This is a genomic window from Mesorhizobium sp. NBSH29, assembly GCF_015500055.1.
Classification (GTDB): Bacteria; Pseudomonadota; Alphaproteobacteria; order Rhizobiales; family Rhizobiaceae; genus Neomesorhizobium.
Genome location: NZ_CP045492.1, coordinates 1,840,517 through 1,859,065, shown reverse-complemented (window position 1 = coordinate 1,859,065; position 18,549 = coordinate 1,840,517). Strand labels below are relative to the sequence as shown.

The window sequence follows — 18,549 nt, the reverse complement described above, 5'->3', positions numbered from 1 at the left end:
CCCCTTCGTCAATCTCTAACCCTGCAAGGCATCCCACATCTGGCGGTCGCGTTCGGCGGTCCAGATGCGTGGGGTGTCTATGCCGAGCGCTTCATCATAGGCGCGGGCGACATTGAAGGGCAGGCAATGTTCATAGATGGCGTAGTCTGAGAATTTGGGATCGCACTCTGCGCGGCAGGCATCCCATGCCTGTTTGAGCGTGCCGCCGCCCTGCGCGACACGTGCGACCGGGCGGTAGGTGGAACGGACGAAATCTGCCGTATTGGCGAGTGCTGCATTGACCATTTTCGAGCCGACCAGCGCATCGCCGCGACCGGGCGCGATGGCCGCCAGATCATAGGCTTTGACGGCGGCGAGCGTTCCAGCCCAATCGTTGAAATGCCCGTCGCCGCAATAGCAGGCGGAGTGATATTCGACGATGTCGCCGGTGAACATGACGTTCTCATCTGGCACATGGGCAACGATATCGCCCGCCGTGTGGGCGCGGCCAAGGAAGGACAGGTCAACCCGGCGCTTGCCAAGATAAAGCGTCATGCGATCATCGAAGGTGAGCGTTGGCCATGTCAGGCCGGGGATGGATTCATGGCCTTGAAAGAGGCGCGGAAAACGCTGGAATTCTGAATCCCAATCCTCCTGCCCGCGTTCGACCACCATGGAGCGGGCCTTTTGCGACATGATGATTTCAGACGCGCCATAGGCCGATGCGCCCAGCACACGCACGGCGTGATAATGGGTGAGCACCACATATTTGACCGGCTTGTCGGTGACGGTGCGGATCTTTTCCATCACCTGACCGGCAAGGCGCGGCGTGGCCTGTGCATCCACCACCATGACACTGTCATCACCGATGATGACCCCTGTATTGGGGTCACCTTCGGCGGTGAATGCCCAGAGATCGCGGCCAACTTCGGTGAAGGATATCTTCTTTTCCGAAAGGTCGCCGGCGGAGGCGAATGCTTTAGCCATTATGCTGCTTTTCCGTTTTCGTATTTTTCGACCGTCTGCTCGACTGCGCCGAAAATGGAATGGCCCGACTTGTCTTTCATTTCGATGCGGACGGTGTCACCGAATTTCATGAAGGGGGTTTTGGGTGCGCCGTCGGCGATGGTTTCGATCATGCGGATTTCGGCGATGCAGGAATAGCCGACGCCGCCCTCAGATACCGGCTTGCCGGGGCCGCCATCCAGCTTGTTGGACACGGTGCCCGAGCCGATGACGGTGCCGGCGCCAAGCGCGCGGGTTTTGGCGGCATGGGCAATCAGGGTCGGAAAATCGAAGGTCATGTCCACGCCGGCTTCAGCGCGGCCAAAGGGTTTTCCATTGAGATCAACCGAGAGCGGCAGCGAAAGCTTGCCACCATCCCATGCCGCGCCAAGCTCTTCAGGCGTGACGGCGACGGGTGAAAAGGCCGAGGATGGCTTTGACTGGAAGAAGCCAAAACCCTTGCCGAGTTCAGCCGGGATAAGCCCGCGCAGCGACACATCATTGACCAGCATGACAAGGCGAATGGCTGCTTGCGCCTGTTCGCGCGTGGCACCCATTGGCACATCATCCACAATCACGGCAACCTCGCCTTCCATGTCGATGCCATAGGCTTCATCGGCCATGCGGATAGGATCACGCGGCCCAAGAAACGTGTCGGAGCCGCCCTGATACATCAGCGGATCTTCCCAGAAGCTGGCCGGCATTTCGGCACCGCGCGCCTTGCGCACCAGTTCGACGTGATTGACGTAGGCTGAACCATCGGCCCACTGATAGGCGCGTGGCAACGGCGACATGGCGTCATGCTCATGGAAGCGCTCGGCGGGCACCGAACCATGATTGAGGCTTTCAGCAAGGGCTGCCAGATGCGGCGCAACGCGCGCCCAGTCATCAAGAGCGGCCTGTAGTGTCGATGCCAGAAAGGATGCGTCGGTGCAGCGTGTCAGGTCATTGGAGACGACGACCAGTTTGCCATCGCGCGTGCCGTTCTTGAGTGTGGCTAGTTTCATATTTTCATTCCTCCCCGTGCCGTATTTCGACATGGACACAACAAGCTTATCAGGCGCGCCCGTCAAGACGCGGCGCCAGTTTAGGTGTGGGCGATCAGCTCCAGTCGCCCTCCGGCGTGCCGTTGAAGCGCTTTTTCAGGTCGGTCCAGCAGTCGATGTAATCATCCTGACGGAAGGGCGCCTGCGCGGCAAAGCTGGTCAGCATCTGCGGGAAGCGGGTCTCGAACATGAAGGCCATGGTGTTTTCAAGCCTTTGCGGCTTCAGCTCGACCGTGCTGGCTTTCTGATAACCCTCTGCATCCGGCCCATGTGCCAGCATCATATTGTGCAAGCTGACGCCGCCGGGCACGAAACCCTTTTCCTTGGCATCATATTGACCGCGGATAAGCCCCATGAATTCCGACATGATGTTGCGGTGATACCAGGGGGGGCGGAACGTGTTTTCAGCAACATTCCAGCGCGGCGGGAAGATGACGAAATCAATATTGGCTGTCCCCTCCTCGCCACTGGGAGCCGTGAGAACGGTGAAGATGGATGGGTCTGGGTGATCAAACAATATCGCGCCAACGGGCGAGAAGGTTGAAAGATCATATTTATAAGGCGCGTAATTGCCGTGCCACGCCACAACATCCAGTGGGGACGCTTCAAGCCGGGTGTCATAAAAGCGGCCACACCATTTGACGATGAGGCGGCAGGGGCGGTCGCTGTCTTCGAACCATGCGACGGGTGTTTTGAAATCACGCGGGTTGGCCAGACAGTTGGCGCCGATGGGACCACGATCGGGCAGCGTGAGCTTTGCGCCATAATTTTCGCAGACATAGCCGCGTGCAGGGCCATCCATCAGCTCGACACGGAAGGTGAGGCCGCGCGGCAGGACGCAGATTTCGCCCGGCTGGACTTCGATAATGCCCATTTCTGTCAGGAAGCGCAGGCCACCCTGTTGCGGCACAACCAGCAATTCGCCATCGGCATTGAAAAAATGATCGTCCACCATGTCCGTATTGGCGACATAGAGATGCGCGGCCATACCCGACTGGCCAGCGCAATCACCAGCCGTTGTCATGGTGGCCATGCCGGTGATGAAATCTGTTGGCGTAACTGGCAAAGGCATTGGGTCCCAGCGCATCTGGCCGAGTGGCAAATCATGATTTTCCTGCACGGGCGCGGTTTTCCACTGCGAAAGGTTCAGCGGTGAAAAGCGCCCATGATGCTTGACGCTGGGGCGGATGCGGTAGAGCCATGAGCGCTCATTGGTGCCACGCGGGGCGGTGAAGGGCGAACCGGAAAGCTGCTCGGCATAAAGACCGTAGGCAGGTCGCTGCGGCGAGTTCTGCCCCTGTGGCAGCGCGCCGGGCAAGCTTTCGGTTTCAAAATCATTGCCGAAACCGGGCATGTATGTGTGGCTCATGGCGTTGCTCCCATGGCAGCGTTGTTGACCTCAATTGGTTGCAACTGTAACAATTGAGAATGTAACTATCAACGCCAGAGAGACAGCTTGAGTACGCACAAACCAGTCGAGGACGAAGCTGTTCTGGCGCTGGAGGGGTTTCTTCCCTACCAGCTGAACCGGCTGGCCGATGCTGTCAGCCGCGAATTCTCAAAGATCTACCGCGACCGGCATGGGCTCAGCCGGCCCGAATGGCGCGCACTGGCGGGGCTTGGCCAGCATGGCACGATGACGGCGACAGCAATCGGCGAACAATCGGCCATGCACAAGACCAAGGTGAGCCGGGCGGTGGCCGAACTGGAACGGCGGCGCTGGCTGACCCGCACGCCTGACCCGGCAGACCGCCGCGCCGAAAAGCTGACGCTGACCCGCGCCGGCATGGCCGTTTACCGTGAACTGGTGCCGCTGGCCAAAGCCTATGAGTGTGCCTTGCTGGAGCGCCTCTCGCAGCGCGAAAGGACGCAACTGGAGAGTGGGTTGAAGGGACTGGAGACGGTGCTGACGAAAAGCTAGGTGTAACGTTATTCGACGCGCCTGGGATATTCCATCCGTGGCGGGATGCGATGATGCAGTATCGCCAGCGAGACAAGGCTGATGCACCCGATCAGGACGACCTCAAACAGCATCGAGCCCTGATACGGCGAGGCCATCGCCACTAATGGAAGAGCGCCAGCAGGCGGGTGCGTGACCCTGAGCATGGGCATCAGCGCGATGGAGACGCCCACGGCCAGTGCGGCTGCCCACCACACTGATGGAAACAGCGCCATGATGCCTGCTCCCACAAGGGCAGCTACCAGATAGCCACCAAAAATGTTCATCGGCTGCGACAGCGGGCTGGTGGGCTGGCCAAAGAGCAGCACGGCAGTGGCGCCAAGCGGTGCAATGAGAAGCGGCAGACCGGTCAGCGATGCCAGACCGCCCACCAGCAACACGCCGATCATCGCGCCTGAACCGGACTTCAGATGCGAAGAAAGCGCGCCTACGGGTTCGTGGCGGGCAGTGAAAGTTTTGATATGGCGGCGCATGCTCTGTTCCCGAATATGCAGGAACCGCCTCGATAGCCTCACAAAGGGCTTTCCGACAATGGGGCGATCTTCGAAATTGCGGATGGAAAAGGAAAAATTTTTCTCTGAGCGAAAACGGATGTTTCCACATCGACAAATGAAAAGCGCAAGGAACAGAGATACGTTTAACCGGTCATTTTAACCGGTCAAAATAAAGCAGGCGCTCACGCTGGCAGCCCGCTTCGATAGAGAGCCAGCAGGCGTTCACAATGAAATTACGACCCTGCGGCTCGCGCGCGCCCACCAGCTTGTGTCTATGACGCCAGCTATCTGGAGCTGGCGCTTCGTCACGACTGAGACGTAGCCTGCGGCAACCGTTGTGAAACAGCTGCCGCAGGGTGGAAATCAGACGGACTGATATTCTTTTTCCGCCTTGTTGAAGCGCTTCAGCATGTCGGCTGAAGGTCCCTCGCCTATCCTGCTGAAGACGAGGATGGCGATGGTGGCAAAGACGAAGCCCGGGACGATTTCATAGAGGCCAAGGTGGCCGAGGAAATTCTTCCACAGGACAACAGTGATGGCGCCGACCAGCATACCGGCGAGTGCGCCGTTGCGGGTCATCCGGCTCCAGACCAGCGAGAGAATCACCACCGGCCCGAAGGCAGCGCCAAAGCCGGCCCACGCGTAGGAGACGAGGCCCAGCACGCGGTTGTTGGGGTCTGACGCCAGCATGATGGCGAGGAGCGCGACCAACAGCACCGTGGCGCGACCGACCCACACCAACTCGCTGTCGGATGCATTCTTGCGCAGGAATGCCTTGTAGAAATCCTCGGTCAGTGCGCTGGAGCAGACCAGCAGCTGCGAGCTGAGCGTGCTCATCACCGCCGCCAGAATGGCGGAGAGCAAGATGCCTGCAATCCAGGGATTGAACAGCAGTTTAGCAAGCTCGATGAAAACGCGCTCTGGATTTTCCGTTACCGGCCCAGCAACTTCGGGGTGGGCAGCGAAATAGGCGATGCCGAAGAAACCGACAGCCACCGCGCCGACCAGCGTGAGGATCATCCATGTCATGGAAATGCGGCGCGCGGCCGGGATGGCCTTGGCAGATTCCGCCGCCATGAAGCGGGCGAGGATATGGGGCTGGCCGAAATACCCCAGGCCCCAGGCCAACAGCGAGATGACGCCAATAAAGGACGCGCCCTTGAAGACGTCGAAATAAGCCGGATCGACCGTTTCGATGGCCAGGAAGGTGGCGTCGGCGCCACCTGTGGCGAGGATCACCGCAATGGGCGTGAGGATCAGCGTAAACAGCATCATCGTGCCCTGAACGGTATCGGTCCAGCTGGCCGCCAGGAACCCACCAATCAGCGTGTAGCAGATGGTCGCTGCGGCGCCCGCCCACATGGCGCTGGTGTAGGACAGGCCAAAGGTGCTTTCGAACAAGCGTGCGCCGGCGACCACGCCTGAAGCGCAATAAATGGTGAAAAACACAAGAATGACCAAAGCGGAAAAGATGCGCAGCAGGCGGCTTTCGTCGTCGAACCGGCTGGTGAAATAATCAGGCAGCGTCAGCGAATTGCCATTGTGCTCCGTCTGCACGCGCAGGCGGCCGGCAACATAGAGCCAGTTGAGATAGGCGCCGACAACGAGGCCAAGCGCGATCCAGCCTTCCGACAGGCCGGACAGGTACACGGCGCCTGGAAGCCCCATCAGGAGCCAGCCGCTCATGTCGGACGCACCGGCAGACAACGCGGTGACGAAACTGCCAAGGCTGCGGCCGCCCAGAATATAATCGGACAGGTTTTTGGTACGCGCGTACGCGACAAAGCCTATCGCCAGCATGGCGATGAGGTAAATTATGAATGTGACCAGCATGGGTGTGCTAGCGGTCATCGAGTTTCCTCCCTCAGAAAATGTTCAATTCAAGCTCTGGTGTAATGGCTCGCCAGTAGCTTCAGCGCGTGAAGACGTTCCCTGCACACTATGCAAGCAGAAATTGAACCATATTGGGATAACCACTCTCCAAACACAACCCTGAATGGCCGTGCGGCAGCATATTCAATCTGGGAATATTAGTCGTTGAGAAGGTACTCGGGCGACGCTACCAGTCCATCACGACCTTGCCGGAATTGCCGCTGCGCATGGCCTCAAAGCCGCTTTCGAAATCATCGACGCTGATGCGGTGGGTGATGAGGCCCGAAAGATCGAGCGGGCCCTGCACAAGCGCGATCATCTTGTACCAGGTCTCGAACATTTCGCGGCCATAGATGCCTTTGAGCGTGAGCATCTTGAAGATGACCTTGTTCCAGTCGATTTCAAAACCGGTTGGCGCAATGCCCAAAATGGCGATCTTGCCGCCATTGTTTATGGCGTCGATCATGTCGCGGAAGGCGACCGCTGAGCCTGACATTTCCAGACCAACGTCAAAGCCTTCCGTCATGCCTTCTTCCAGCATCACATCGCGCAGTTTTTCTTTCGAGGCATCGACCACATGATGCACGCCTAGCTTTTTTGCCAGCGCAAGGCGCACCGGATTTATGTCGGTGATGACAACCTTGCGTGCGCCGACACATTGGGCGACCAGCGCGCCCATAATGCCGATGGGGCCAGCGCCGGTAACCAACACATCTTCGCCCACCAGATCGAAGGACAGTGCTGTGTGGACGGCATTGCCCAGCGGATCGAAAATCGCTGCGATTTCATCGGGCACATTATCGGGGATGGGCACGACATTGTGCTGCGGGATGGCGAGATATTCGCCAAATGCGCCTGAGCGGTTGACGCCAACGCCTTGCGTGTTGCGGCACAGATGGCCGCGCCCGGCGCGGCAGTTGCGGCAATGGCCGCAGACGATATGCCCCTCGCCCGAAACGCGCTGGCCGACCTTGTATTCAGTGACGGCGGAGCCGAAATCGGCGACGGTGCCGACAAATTCATGGCCGGTGATCATCGGGACAGGCACGGTTTTCTGTGCCCATTCATCCCAGTTCCAGATGTGGACATCGGTGCCGCAAATTGCAGTTTTCTTGATCTTGATCAGAACATCATTCGGGCCGATTTCCGGCACCGGAACCTGTTCCATCCATAGGCCCGGCTCAGCACGAGATTTTACGAGGGCACGCATCATGTTCGACATTTTTGTCTCCAGAAAAAGGCTGGGCGGAACGGTTTAGGAAATGACGCCGAGTTCACGGCCAACTTCTGCAAAAGCATTGATCGCGCGGTCAATATCAGCGGTTGAATGGGCGGCCGACATTTGCGTGCGAATACGCGCCTGCCCCTTTGGCACGACCGGAAAGGCAAAGCCGATAACATAGATGCCGCGCTTCAACATGCGGGCCGCCATTTCCTGTGCCAGCGACGCTTCGCCCAACATGACCGGGATGATGGGGTGACCATCACCCGCCAGCGTGAAGCCGAGCGCTGTCATCTTGGTGCGAAAATGGTTGGCATTGGCTTCGAGTTTTTGGCGCGTTTCTGCACCATTTTCGACCAGTTCGAATACTTTGAGCGATGCGCCGGCGATGGCTGGTGCCAGCGTGTTGGAAAAAAGATAGGGGCGCGAGCGCTGGCGCAGCCAGTCCACCACATCGCGCCTGGCTGAGGTGTAGCCGCCCGATGCGCCGCCGAGCGCCTTGCCCAGCGTGCCGGTGATGATGTCCACCCGGCCCTCGACGCCACAATGTTCTGCCGAGCCACGGCCATTCTTGCCAACAAAGCCCACTGCATGGCTGTCATCGACCATGACCATCGCGCCATATTTGTCGGCCAGATCGCACACGCCTTTAAGATTGGCGATGATGCCATCCATCGAGAAAACGCCATCGGTGGCGATGAGCTTGAAGCGGCAGCCTTCGGCCTTTTTCAGCTCTTCTTCCAGCGCGGCCATATCATTATTGGCGTAGCGAAAGCGCTTTGCCTTGGACAGGCGCACACCATCAATGATGGAGGCATGGTTCAGCGCATCAGAGATGATGGCGTCTTCCTCGCCCAGCAATGTTTCAAACAGGCCGCCATTGGCATCAAAGCAGGAGCCGTAAAGGATGGTGTCTTCCATACCGAGGAAAGTTGAGATCGTCGCTTCAAGCTGCTTGTGCTCTTCCTGCGTTCCGCAGATGAAGCGCACCGAGGCCATGCCATAGCCATAACGATCAAGCGTTGCCTTGGCAGCTTCGCGCAGCTCCATATTGTCAGCAAGGCCGAGATAATTATTGGCACAGAAATTCAGAACTTTCTGGCCGCCTTCGACCTCGATCTCGGCTGACTGCGTGGAAGTTATGACGCGCTCGGTCTTGTAGAGACCAGATGATTTCAGGCCTTCGAGTTCCAAGGCAAGGTGGGACAGAAACTTTTCGCGCATAGGGCACTCCGCAGGCGGATAGCTTAAATTTACGCGGTGCTATGGCAGGATTTTAGCACAAAAGCGACGGGCAATGCGCCGCTGCCGCTGGGGCGAGGGCCGAATTCTCTCCCAATCCGGGAGAGAATTCTCAGGACGCCACTCGTTCTAGAAAAACGCCTGAATGCCGGTTTGGGCGCGGCCGAGGATAAGCGCGTGCACATCATGTGCGCCCTCATAGGTGTTGACGGTTTCAAGGTTCTGCGAATGGCGCATGACGTGGTAGCCGATCTGGATACCGTTGCCGCCATGCATGTCGCGGGCCTGGCGGGCGATGTCGAGCGCCTTCCCGCAATTGTTGCGCTTCATGATGGAGATCATTTCGGGGGCGCACTTGTTTTCGTCCATCAGGCGGCCGACGCGCAGCGAGCCTTGCAGGCCGAGTGCGATATCCGTCTGCATATCGGCCAGCTTCTTCTGGTAAAGCTGGGTGCCGGCCAGCGGCTTGCCGAACTGCTTGCGGTCGAGGCCATATTGGCGGGCGCGGTGCCAGCAATCTTCGGCGGCCCCCATGACGCCCCAGGAAATGCCGTAACGGGCGCGGTTGAGGCAGCCAAACGGGCCTTTCAGGCCAGACACATTTGGCAAAATTGCATCCTCGCCCACTTCCACGCCTTCCATGACGATCTCGCCGGTGATCGAGGCGCGCAGCGATAGCTTGCCGCCGATCTTGGGGGCGGAAAGTCCCTTCATACCCTTTTCAAGCACGAAGCCGCGGATCTGGTCGTCATGGGCAGAAGACTTGGCCCAGACGACAAACACATCGGCGATGGGTGCGTTGGAAATCCACATTTTGGAGCCGGAAATGCGGTAGCCATTGGCGGTCTTTTCGGCGCGTGTCTTCATGCCGCCCGGATCAGAACCGGCGTCCGGCTCGGTCAGGCCAAAGCAGCCGATCCACTCACCGGAGGCAAGCTTTGGCAGAAACTTCTTGCGTTGCTCTTCCGAGCCATAGGCATGGATCGGGAACATGACCAGCGAGGATTGCACGCTCATCATGGAGCGGTAGCCGCTGTCGATGCGCTCTACCTCACGGGCGACGAGGCCATAGGTGACATAGGAAGAGCCCAGACCGCCATACTCTTCCGGCACGGTGATGCCGAGCAGGCCTGCCTCACCCATCTCGCGGAAGATGGCGGGATCTGTCTCTTCGTTCATATAGGCGTCTTCGATGCGAGGCGCGAGCTTGTCAGCGGCGAAGCTTGCGGCGGCATCGCGGATCATGCGCTCGTCTTCAGACAGCTGATCTTCAAGCAGGAAAGGATCTTCCCAGACGAAAGATGCCTTGGCTTTGGTGGTTGGTTCCATGTTCATCAATGCCTCCCGGGGTGCAAGCCGGCAGCTTACAGCATTGGCGCACCCTGCGTTCAACCCCCGATGCGGGCTTGGACGGAAGAATTATGACGAGGACCAACGGTTTTTCTTGTGCTGGCGAGAACATGGGCTGTGCCGGACAGCTCGGTGTTTCAGGAACGGAGCAACTCTATGCTAACCATTCCCGCTGAAATGGCAGGCATTTTAGCAATCCGTCATGGACATTTCCGCTGCGTTAACGCTGCTCTGAAAGAAGATGGGGAAATAACAAGAAGAAACGTCTCAGGGTGGGCTTTTGGGGATGACAACACAGCAAAGCGTACAGGCCGGATCGCACAGGCTGGTTCAGCTGTTCCGATCGGCCTACTGGGTGGCACTGGCGATTATCGCCGCCATGGCACTAGCCTCCTATCTCTTACTGCAGCAGATGCTGGCCACACAACAGGGCGACCAGAGTATTCTGGCGCTTGCCCATGCGCAGCGCGCCTTGTCGCAGCGGGTGGTGTTTCTGGCGCTGACCACAGATGACGCCGTGTTCACCAAGAAGCCGGGCCTGTTAAATTCGCTCAAAGAAGTGACCACCGAGTTCGAGACCAACTACAAATTGCTGCTTGAAAAGGCGACTTCAGCCGGCGAGGCAGGCGATGTGGCGACGATGTCCCCCTTCGACGCCGTGCTCTATTCCCGTCCCCATCATCTCGATTATTTCACCAACATGCTGGCGGCTAATGCCTGGCGCTTTATTGCAGCCGTGCACACCGAGCTCTCGGTTTCCGGGCCGACCAATGGCTATCTGGCCAGCCGCGAGAGTGCGCGACTGGATGAGACCACCGCGCGCGCCACACTGGCCGGATATACGGCCCTTTCCGATCTGATGCGCGACCAGTCCAATGCGCGGCTGGAGACGATGCTAAAGCTGCACAAGCTGCTGTTTCTAGCCACGCTTGGCATCATTGTGATGGTCGCGCTTTTCATTTTCCGACCGATGGCCAACGTGATCCTGCGGCGCACCCATGAACTGGTCGATGCGCGCAATTCGATGGCTTTTATAGCTGTGCATGACGGGCTGACGGGGCTGCATAACCGTGCCTTCGTGACCGACCATTTTGATACGCTGATCAAGGGTGCCAACCGGCGCGAGGAGCGACTGGCGGTGATCCAGATCGACCTTGACCGCTTCAAGCAGATCAACGACACGATGGGACATGCGGCTGGTGACATGGTGCTGGTGGTGACGGCGCAGCGTATGCGCGAGGCCTGCCGTGCCTCGGATCTGTGTGCACGGCTTGGCGGTGATGAATTTCTGCTGGTGCTCTCTGATGTCGGGACCAGCGAGGACATCAACGGTTTGACCAAGCGCATTCTGGCAGCGGTGAATCAGCCTATCGCCTATCAAGGCGCCACCATCAATCCAGGCGCAAGTGCCGGCATTGCCGTCTATCCGGTGGACGCCGACAATTCCGCCGACCTGATGGTGCATGCCGACCTCGCGCTCTACGCGGCCAAGAAGATGGGCGGCAGCAGCTTTTCCTTCTTCTCCGACGAACTGCGGCAGGAACTGGAAAACCGCAGACGCCTGGAAAACGACATCAAGGCCGCCATCGCGCATGAAAACTTCAGCGTCTATTTCCAGCCACAGGTTTCGCTGTCGGACTCCAAGATCATCGGCGTGGAAGCGCTGGCGCGCTGGCACCATGCAGAGCGCGGCATGATTTCCCCCGGCGACTTCATTCCGGTGGCCGAGCAGGCCGGGCTGATGGCGCAGATCGGTCGCATCGTGGTGCGCAAGGCCATTCTGGAGGCAGGAGCCTGGCACCGCGAGGACATCAACTTCGGCCGTCTGGCGGTCAATGTCTCGGGCGCGGAACTGCGCGAGAACGATTTCGCACAGTTCCTGTTTGCAACGCTGGACGAGGCCGAACTGCCGGCTGACAAGCTTTCTCTGGAAATCGTGGAATCGGTCATTCTCGACGATGAAAAGACCGGCATTGCGGCGAAGCTTAGAATGTTCCGGATCGCTGGCATCAATCTGGAGCTTGACGATTTCGGCACCGGCTATGCCTCGCTCAGCCATGTCAATCCAAACGAGATCGACCGGCTGAAGATCGACCGTCGCTTCGTGAAGAACATCAACAACAACAGCGACAACTCCAAGATTGTGCGCGCCATTACGGAATTGGCGCGCGGGCTTGGCATCGCCATCATCGCCGAAGGGGCCGAGACCGAAGAGGAACTCGCATCGCTGATGGCGCTCGGCTGCAGCGAAGTGCAGGGCTATTCCATCGCCTTCCCAATGCCCGATGGCGAGGCGCGCGACTGGCTTGTGGCCCGCAACCCGAAAAAGGCCAAGCTGACCGTGGTGCGGGACAAACGCGCGTGACTGGTTAAAGTCGTAGCCCGTAACGGATGCCGTCATAGATGGCGGCGTGAATGTTGCGGGACGCGACAGCATCGCCCATGCGCAGCAGAAGAAAGTCGCCGTGTTGCGTGGCCGGCATGATCCCGCCCTCCCCCTCCACAAGTGCCGCATAATCCACCGCGCCGGCGTTTTTCGAAAAAGGTTTCAGCGCGAAATAAAGATCGTCCAGCGGCAGCGTCCCGTGCTCGACTACAACCTGGTCCACATGGCGGTCCTCGCTCCATCCCGGCGCAAAATCGGAACCTAGCGTGGCGACAAGCTGGTTGCCTTCGCGCCGCACAGATTGCAGCCGGGTGTTGATGGTGAGGCGGACGGATTTTTCATGAAAACTGCGCATGTAGGGGACATGGTTCATGCCGCCCATTTCAGGCGCGAAGAAGCGTTCGGGCGATACCAATTCGACGCGCGATCCGGCAAGCGCACAGTGCTCGGCAGCGCTCATGCCGGGATGGCCGCCATTGTCGTCATAGACGAGCACCGTTTCAGCCGGCTTCGCAGCGCCTGAAAGAATGTCCCAGCTGGACGTGACCAAATCGTCTCCGCCCCGAAGCGGCGGGTTTTGCGGCAGGCCGCCGGTGGCCACCACGACGATGTCGGGCGCAAGCGCTAGAACATCCGGCAGTTCTGCCCAGACATCGTAGCGGATAGTGACACCGAGACGGTCAAGTTCGGCCAGACGCCAGTCGACGATGCCTATCAGCTCCCTGCGGCGCGGGTTGGCAGTGGCCAGCATGATCTGGCCACCAGCGCGCGACGCCGCCTCCAGCACGGTGACGCGGTGGCCGCGTTCTGCCACGACACGGGCTGCTTCCAGCCCGGCAGGACCAGCGCCGACGACGACGACCGACTTTGGAGAGGCGGCGTTTTTAGAGATGGTGTGCGGGATTTTTTCCTCGCGGCCGGTGGCGGCATTGTGGATGCACAGCGCCTCGCCGCCCTCATAGATGCGGTCGAGACAATAGGTGGCACCGACGCAGGGGCGTATCTCATGCTCGCGGCCTTCGATGATCTTGCGGACGATATGAGGGTCGGCCAGATGGGCGCGCGTCATACCCACCATGTCGAGCTTGCCGGAAGCCACCGCATGACGGGCGGTGGCGACATCAGCAATCCGGGCAGCGTGGAACACCGGAAAGCCGGTGGCTGCGCGGACCTCGCCGGCGAAATCGAGATGCGGCGCCGAGCGCATGCCGGCAATCGGGATGACTTTCGTCAGCGCCGCGTCAGTTTCTATAGAGCCGCGAATGATGTTGAGGAAATCGATCTGGTGCGATCCAGCGAGGCGCCTCGCTATCTCGACGCCTTCCTGGCTGGAGAGGCCAGCGGCAAAGTCTTCGTCGGCGACCATGCGGATGCCAACGATGAAGTCGCTGCCGACCGCTTTGCGGACAGCGTCGAGCACCATGGAGGTGAAGCGCAGCCGGTTGTCGAGGCTGCCACCGAATTCATCGTCCCGATGGTTGGTGGCGGGCGACCAGAACCCATCCATCAGATGGCCATAGGCCTCGAATTCGATGCCATCGAGACCTGCAGCCTGGCAGCGCTGGGCTGCAGATGCATAATCGGCGACGATGCGGGCGATGTCCCAGTCTTCGGCCTGCTTCGGGAAAGCGCGGTGAGCCGGCTCGCGCACTGGCGAAGCCGACAGGACGGGGAGCCAGTCTGCCTTGTTCCAGCCGGTGCGGCGGCCCAGGTGGGTGAGCTGGATCATCACCTTGCACTCATGCTCATGGCAGGCATCGGCCAGTTCGGTCAGCCAGGGCACAATCTCGTCTCGATAGGCGTGGAGATTGCCAAATGCGGCGGGACTGTCGCGCGACACCAGCGCTGATCCGGCTGTCATGGTGAGTGCCATACCGCCTTTCGCCTTCTCGGCGTGGTAAAGTCGGTAGCGCGCCTTCGGCATGCCATCTTCGGAGTAGGCCGGTTCGTGGCTGGTCGACATGATGCGGTTCTTGAGCCGCAGATGTTTCAGCTGAAAGGGCTGGAGAAGCGGATCAGCGGACATTATTGGCCCTGCCGTTCGGCGCGGAATCTGTCATCTCGGCTTTCCCTGCGTGATGCTGATTTTGATGCTATTGGGCTCCACTTGCCTGATTGATGGCGCTAAGAGCGCCGGCAAAAGGAGATTGTTGCCATGACCGATACCAGAGCGCTGACACAGCTCGGCACCCATGTTGACGCGCCGGCCTCGCCCGAGACGGCGGTGCTGGAGACTGTGCCATTCACGCGCGGCGAAGGGCCGGCGGCGATTGTGCGCTTTACCTGCCCGGAGTTCACCTCGCTTTGCCCGGTGACTGGCCAGCCGGATTTCGCGCATCTGGTGATCGACTATGCGCCTCTGGAAAGGCTGGTGGAGTCGAAATCGCTGAAGCTCTACCTGACCGCATTTCGCAACCACGGCGCATTCCATGAAGATTGCACCGTAGCGATAGGGCGGCGCATCGTTGCGGCAACGAAGCCGGAATGGCTGCGGATCGCGGGCTATTGGTATCCGCGCGGCGGTATTCCCATCGACGTTTTCTGGCAGACCGGCACGCCGCCCGAAGGCGCGTGGCTGCCTGAGACCGGCGTGGCGCCCTATCGCGGACGCGGCTGAGGTGCCACAAGGTTGCAGGGAGCCTATTCGCAATTGAAACCGCTTAGTGCCCATTCATTGGTGAGCGAGGCGATATCGGAGATCTTCCATTCGCCCGCCACGCGCTTCAGTTTCCATTCAATCTTGCGCGGCTCCGAAAACAGTTTGAAGCTGGCGAAAACCACGGCGTTGTCGCCTTCGATCTTTTCGGCATATTTCAGCGTTTTTGTGATCTCGGCCTCATCGTAATCCTGACCGTCGACGGAAAGCGCAACATCGAGGCAACCGGCTGGGTCGGTCTCCTGCAATGCGTCATTGGCGTCGAGCACCGCCTTGGCCGGATCGACAAACCTTTCGCGCGCGGAGGCTTCTCGCTCCAGACCGATGGTTTCGTAAAACGGTATTACCGCATCAGTCGGCGCGCCTGCCTGGGCAGCCCCCGTGGCGACAGTCAGAGTGGAGACGAGGAGCAGCATCAGTTTCATGGACAAAACCTTCCTGAGAGCGGTGGACTAAGGCTCAATACCACGCATCTTCCATCGAATTTTTCTTGCGGTCCATGAAATCACGCAGCGCTTCGTCAATCGCCACGTCAAGCGGTGGGGCCTGATACTCGGCAAGTGTCTTTTTCCAGCGCCGGTTGGCGCGGATGGCGGCATCCTGCGAGCCAGCCGCTTCCCATTTCTCGAACGGTTCGTTGTCGGCGGTTTCGGAATCCCAGAAGGCGGTCTCGTAGTTCTGCATGGTGTGGGCGCAACCGAAGAAATGGCTGCCGGGTCCGACTTCGCGAAAGGCTTCCAGTGCGAGCTGGTTGTCGTCGATCTTTATGCCATCGAGATAGGTATGGAGCGCGCCGCAGAAGTCGGCGTCCATGACGAATTTTTCGTACGACATCGACAGAAGCCCATCGAGGAAGCCGGCGGAATGAAGGACAAAATTGGCACCGCAATGGACGGCGGCCAGCATCGACATGGTGCCTTCATTCATCGCATGGGCGTCGGGCAGTTTGGAGGTGGTGAAATTGCCCGAACAGCGCAGCGGCAGATTGAGCCGGCGTGCCAGCTGGCCGATGACCATCGAGCCGATGGCGGGTTCCGGCGTGCCGAAGGTGGGCGAGCCCGAGCGTAACGACATCGAGGACAGGAAATTGCCGAATATGACCGGCGCGCCGGGGCGCTCAAGCTGGGTGAGCGCGCAGCCCGCCATGGTTTCGGCCAATGACTGGGCAATGGCGCCGGCACTGGTGACAGGGCCCATGGCACCGCCGAGAATAAACGGCACGATGACCGCTGCCTGATTGGCGCGGGCATAGGCACGCAACGCCGTGGTCATGCTGGAATCCCAGACCAGCGGCGAGTTGACGTTGACATTGCCCAGGATGACGCAGTTCTGCTCGACAAAGGCCTCGCCAAAGACGATGCGCGCCATGTCGATGGAATCTTCCGCCCGGCTTTCGGCGGTGACGGAGCCCATGAAGCCGCGGTCGGAATATTTGATGTGGCTGTAGACCATGTCGAGATGGCGCTTGTTGACCGGCACGTCGACCGGCTCGCAGATGGTGCCGCCGGAATGGTGCAGCCAGGGAGACGACTGCGCCAGCTTTACGAAATTGCGAAAGTCCTCAATGGTGCCGTAGCGGCGACCCTTGTCCAGATCCATGACAAAGGGCGAGCCATAGGCCGGCGAAAAGACGACGCTTTTGCCACCTATCTGGACCGAATTGGCAGGGTTGCGCGCATGCTGGGTGAAGACTGGCGGCGCGGTCTTCAGAATTTCGCGCAACATGCCCGGCTCGAACTTGACCAGTTCGCCCGTGATGCTGGCGCCGGCGCGTTTCCAGTGATCAAGCGTTGCCGGATCTTCGCGGAACTCGATGCCGATCTCGGCGAGGATGCGGTCTGCGGTGTGTTCGATGCGCAGAAGATTCTCTTCCGACAGCACGTCGTAGGTCGGGATGTTGCGGAGGATGTAGGGTCGGCCGAGCCCTTCAGAGCCATGAGACCGCTGCTCGCGACGCGCCGTGCGGCCACCACGTTCGCGGCGGGAAACGGGTTTGTCAGCTTCGATGGTATCCATGGTCGGCCCCCCTGTTGCAACAGGAGGGGTCACGTTAGGGTAGGACTTAAGCGAAAGCGATGACAGTTCGCGCCGCGCCCTGTCCGGTTGGCGACGTGTTCTGGCGCTAGGCCAGCGGCAGGGCGTAGGTCTGCTTGACGGTTTCGCTCGGCACATCGGTTTTGACATTCTGGATGCCGTTGATGCGGGTAAGATGCGCGGCCTGGAAGCGGCGGTAGGCATCCAGATCGGCGACGACGACGCGCAGCAGCGCATCGCTTTCGCCCAGCATGATGTAGCATTCCACCACCTCGTCCAGCGTCCGCATGGCGGCGATGAATCGGTCGATGGTTTCGGCATCCTGGGCGGTCAGCCAGACGCGGGCAAAAAGCGTCATACCAAGCCCGACCTGACGAGCGTCCAGCACTGCCACATAGCGGGCGATGATGCCGGCCTCTTCCAAGAGCCTGACGCGACGCAGGCAAGGTGACGGCGACAGGCCAACCTCGGCGGCCAGATCGATATTGGAGATACGGGCATCGCGCTGCAGGACGCGCAGGATGCGGCGGTCGAGTGCATCGAGGGCTATTGACATAAAATGCTTGCCCATCAGTATTTCGCATATTTCTATGCCAATAGATGGTTCATTTCTGGTATCTTTGCAAGAAATGGCTTTGATCGACCCGCTAGGCTTGCGGGATGGATGTCTCGACCGCCCTTTTGTTTGCCGCAACCGTGCTGCCGCTGATCTGCACGCCGGGGCCTGACATGCTGTTTGTCAGCGCGCAGGCGCTTTCTGGCGGGGCGACTGCGGGCCTCAGGGCAACGGCTGGGATTTGCCTTGGTTATCTGGTGCATTCGGGACTGGCTGCGCTTGGGGTTGCCGCGCTGATTGCCGCCTCGCCGCTACTGTTTGCAGGGCTGCGTTGGCTCGGGGTTGCGTACCTCGCCTATCTGGCAATGCGGCTCATCGGTTCAGCGCTGCACCCGGAGGCGGCCGCCGCTGACACGAGGCGGGTTGCAGATCCGTTGCGGCGCGGTTTTGTGACGGCGCTTTTGAACCCTAAGGGGATGATGATCTATCTCGCGCTGCTGCCGCAATTCATGGATCGCCGGCAGGGCGTTGCCTTCCAGGCTCTTGTGCTGTCGGCGATCTTCGTGGGGTTGTGCGCGCTGGTCTATGCGACACTCAGCCTTGCGCTTGGCTCGGCGGGCCGGGGCAGTGGATATGCACGCAGCCGGCGCTGGATCGAGGGCGTGGCCGGCGGCATGTTGATGGCTGCGGCGGGCCGCATGGCGCTGGGCTAGGATATCACCGCGCTTTGCCAGGCATGGCCTGTTC

The 18,549-nt window shown here is 59.8% G+C and carries 16 protein-coding genes; 4 read left to right on the top strand and 12 right to left on the bottom strand.

Annotation, left to right across the window (positions count from 1 at the left end):
* Positions 1-15 precede the first annotated feature (15 nt).
* The 3 genes from GA830_RS09145 to hmgA all read right to left on the bottom strand — a co-directional run bounded on the left by GA830_RS09145 (position 16) and on the right by hmgA (position 3,399).
* Positions 16-966, bottom strand: coding sequence for an MBL fold metallo-hydrolase (locus GA830_RS09145; RefSeq protein ID WP_195161580.1), 951 nt, complete (start codon positions 964-966; stop codon positions 16-18).
* The gene (locus GA830_RS09140) at positions 966-1,991 is read right to left on the bottom strand and encodes a fumarylacetoacetate hydrolase family protein (protein ID WP_195161579.1); all 1,026 of its coding nucleotides are present in this window, start codon (positions 1,989-1,991) and stop codon (positions 966-968) included. Before GA830_RS09140 ends, GA830_RS09145 begins: the two co-directional genes overlap by 1 nt.
* 94 nt (positions 1,992-2,085) lie before the next feature.
* The gene (hmgA, locus tag GA830_RS09135) at positions 2,086-3,399 is read right to left on the bottom strand and encodes a homogentisate 1,2-dioxygenase (protein WP_195161578.1); all 1,314 of its coding nucleotides are present in this window, start codon (positions 3,397-3,399) and stop codon (positions 2,086-2,088) included.
* 87 nt (positions 3,400-3,486) lie between these two features.
* Here hmgA and GA830_RS09130 point away from each other — a divergent pair, with 87 nt between their 5' ends.
* The gene (locus tag GA830_RS09130) at positions 3,487-3,951 is read left to right on the top strand and encodes a MarR family winged helix-turn-helix transcriptional regulator (protein ID WP_195161577.1); all 465 of its coding nucleotides are present in this window, start codon (positions 3,487-3,489) and stop codon (positions 3,949-3,951) included.
* Positions 3,952-3,959: 8 nt separating this feature from the next.
* Here GA830_RS09130 and GA830_RS09125 read toward each other — a convergent pair whose 3' ends face one another.
* The 5 genes from GA830_RS09125 to GA830_RS09105 all read right to left on the bottom strand — a co-directional run bounded on the left by GA830_RS09125 (position 3,960) and on the right by GA830_RS09105 (position 10,155).
* Positions 3,960-4,463, bottom strand: coding sequence for an HPP family protein (locus GA830_RS09125; protein ID WP_195161576.1), 504 nt, complete (start codon positions 4,461-4,463; stop codon positions 3,960-3,962).
* Between the two features lie 384 nt (positions 4,464-4,847).
* Positions 4,848-6,335 carry a sodium/proline symporter PutP gene (gene putP, locus GA830_RS09120; protein WP_195161575.1) on the bottom strand — a complete coding sequence of 496 codons (1,488 nt, stop codon included), beginning with the start codon at positions 6,333-6,335 and terminating at the stop codon, positions 4,848-4,850.
* A 208-nt stretch (positions 6,336-6,543) separates the two neighbouring features.
* Positions 6,544-7,578, bottom strand: coding sequence for an L-threonine 3-dehydrogenase (gene tdh, locus GA830_RS09115; protein WP_195161574.1), 1,035 nt, complete (start codon positions 7,576-7,578; stop codon positions 6,544-6,546).
* A 33-nt stretch (positions 7,579-7,611) separates the two neighbouring features.
* A complete protein-coding gene (locus GA830_RS09110) occupies positions 7,612-8,802 on the bottom strand; it encodes a glycine C-acetyltransferase (protein WP_195161573.1) in 1,191 nt (396 codons plus the stop codon).
* 147 nt (positions 8,803-8,949) lie between these two features.
* A complete protein-coding gene (locus GA830_RS09105) occupies positions 8,950-10,155 on the bottom strand; it encodes an acyl-CoA dehydrogenase (RefSeq protein ID WP_195161572.1) in 1,206 nt (401 codons plus the stop codon).
* A gap of 301 nt (positions 10,156-10,456) precedes the next feature.
* Here GA830_RS09105 and GA830_RS09100 point away from each other — a divergent pair, with 301 nt between their 5' ends.
* Complete coding sequence (locus GA830_RS09100; protein WP_195161571.1) at positions 10,457-12,535, top strand: putative bifunctional diguanylate cyclase/phosphodiesterase; 2,079 nt, start codon at positions 10,457-10,459, stop codon at positions 12,533-12,535.
* A gap of 4 nt (positions 12,536-12,539) precedes the next feature.
* Here GA830_RS09100 and GA830_RS09095 read toward each other — a convergent pair whose 3' ends face one another.
* Positions 12,540-14,585 carry an NADH:flavin oxidoreductase gene (locus GA830_RS09095; protein WP_308460476.1) on the bottom strand — a complete coding sequence of 682 codons (2,046 nt, stop codon included), beginning with the start codon at positions 14,583-14,585 and terminating at the stop codon, positions 12,540-12,542.
* A 126-nt stretch (positions 14,586-14,711) separates the two neighbouring features.
* Here GA830_RS09095 and queF point away from each other — a divergent pair, with 126 nt between their 5' ends.
* Complete coding sequence (queF, locus tag GA830_RS09090) at positions 14,712-15,173, top strand: preQ(1) synthase (RefSeq protein ID WP_195161569.1); 462 nt, start codon at positions 14,712-14,714, stop codon at positions 15,171-15,173.
* Positions 15,174-15,196: 23 nt separating this feature from the next.
* On the opposite strand, the gene GA830_RS09085 is transcribed toward queF, so the two are convergent.
* The 3 genes from GA830_RS09085 to GA830_RS09075 all read right to left on the bottom strand — a co-directional run bounded on the left by GA830_RS09085 (position 15,197) and on the right by GA830_RS09075 (position 17,802).
* The gene (locus tag GA830_RS09085; RefSeq protein ID WP_195161568.1) at positions 15,197-15,637 is read right to left on the bottom strand and encodes a hypothetical protein; all 441 of its coding nucleotides are present in this window, start codon (positions 15,635-15,637) and stop codon (positions 15,197-15,199) included.
* 34 nt (positions 15,638-15,671) lie between these two features.
* Positions 15,672-17,228 (bottom strand): trimethylamine methyltransferase family protein, encoded by a 1,557-nt coding sequence (locus GA830_RS09080; protein ID WP_195161567.1) that lies wholly within the window; start codon positions 17,226-17,228, stop codon positions 15,672-15,674.
* A gap of 106 nt (positions 17,229-17,334) precedes the next feature.
* Positions 17,335-17,802: an Lrp/AsnC family transcriptional regulator gene (locus tag GA830_RS09075; protein ID WP_195164867.1), complete on the bottom strand. Its 468-nt coding sequence runs from the start codon at positions 17,800-17,802 to the stop codon at positions 17,335-17,337.
* 104 nt (positions 17,803-17,906) lie between these two features.
* Between GA830_RS09075 and GA830_RS09070 the strand changes: the two genes are divergently transcribed.
* Complete coding sequence (locus GA830_RS09070; RefSeq protein ID WP_195161566.1) at positions 17,907-18,515, top strand: LysE family translocator; 609 nt, start codon at positions 17,907-17,909, stop codon at positions 18,513-18,515.
* Positions 18,516-18,549 lie beyond the last annotated feature (34 nt).

Excerpts from the sequence above, each read along its gene's own strand:
- GA830_RS09145 (WP_195161580.1), bottom strand. The coding sequence starts at position 966 with ATGGCTAAAGCATTCGCCTCCGCCGGCGACCTTTCGGAAAAGAAGATA.
- GA830_RS09140 (WP_195161579.1), bottom strand. The coding sequence starts at position 1,991 with ATGAAACTAGCCACACTCAAGAACGGCACGCGCGATGGCAAACTGGTC.
- hmgA (WP_195161578.1), bottom strand. The coding sequence starts at position 3,399 with ATGAGCCACACATACATGCCCGGTTTCGGCAATGATTTTGAAACCGAA.
- GA830_RS09125 (WP_195161576.1), bottom strand. The coding sequence starts at position 4,463 with ATGCGCCGCCATATCAAAACTTTCACTGCCCGCCACGAACCCGTAGGC.
- putP (WP_195161575.1), bottom strand. The coding sequence starts at position 6,335 with ATGACCGCTAGCACACCCATGCTGGTCACATTCATAATTTACCTCATC.
- tdh (WP_195161574.1), bottom strand. The coding sequence starts at position 7,578 with ATGTCGAACATGATGCGTGCCCTCGTAAAATCTCGTGCTGAGCCGGGC.
- GA830_RS09110 (WP_195161573.1), bottom strand. The coding sequence starts at position 8,802 with ATGCGCGAAAAGTTTCTGTCCCACCTTGCCTTGGAACTCGAAGGCCTG.
- GA830_RS09105 (WP_195161572.1), bottom strand. The coding sequence starts at position 10,155 with ATGAACATGGAACCAACCACCAAAGCCAAGGCATCTTTCGTCTGGGAA.
- GA830_RS09100 (WP_195161571.1), top strand. The coding sequence starts at position 10,457 with ATGACAACACAGCAAAGCGTACAGGCCGGATCGCACAGGCTGGTTCAG.
- queF (WP_195161569.1), top strand. The coding sequence starts at position 14,712 with ATGACCGATACCAGAGCGCTGACACAGCTCGGCACCCATGTTGACGCG.
- GA830_RS09085 (WP_195161568.1), bottom strand. The coding sequence starts at position 15,637 with ATGAAACTGATGCTGCTCCTCGTCTCCACTCTGACTGTCGCCACGGGG.
- GA830_RS09080 (WP_195161567.1), bottom strand. The coding sequence starts at position 17,228 with ATGGATACCATCGAAGCTGACAAACCCGTTTCCCGCCGCGAACGTGGT.
- GA830_RS09075 (WP_195164867.1), bottom strand. The coding sequence starts at position 17,802 with ATGTCAATAGCCCTCGATGCACTCGACCGCCGCATCCTGCGCGTCCTG.
- GA830_RS09070 (WP_195161566.1), top strand. The coding sequence starts at position 17,907 with ATGGATGTCTCGACCGCCCTTTTGTTTGCCGCAACCGTGCTGCCGCTG.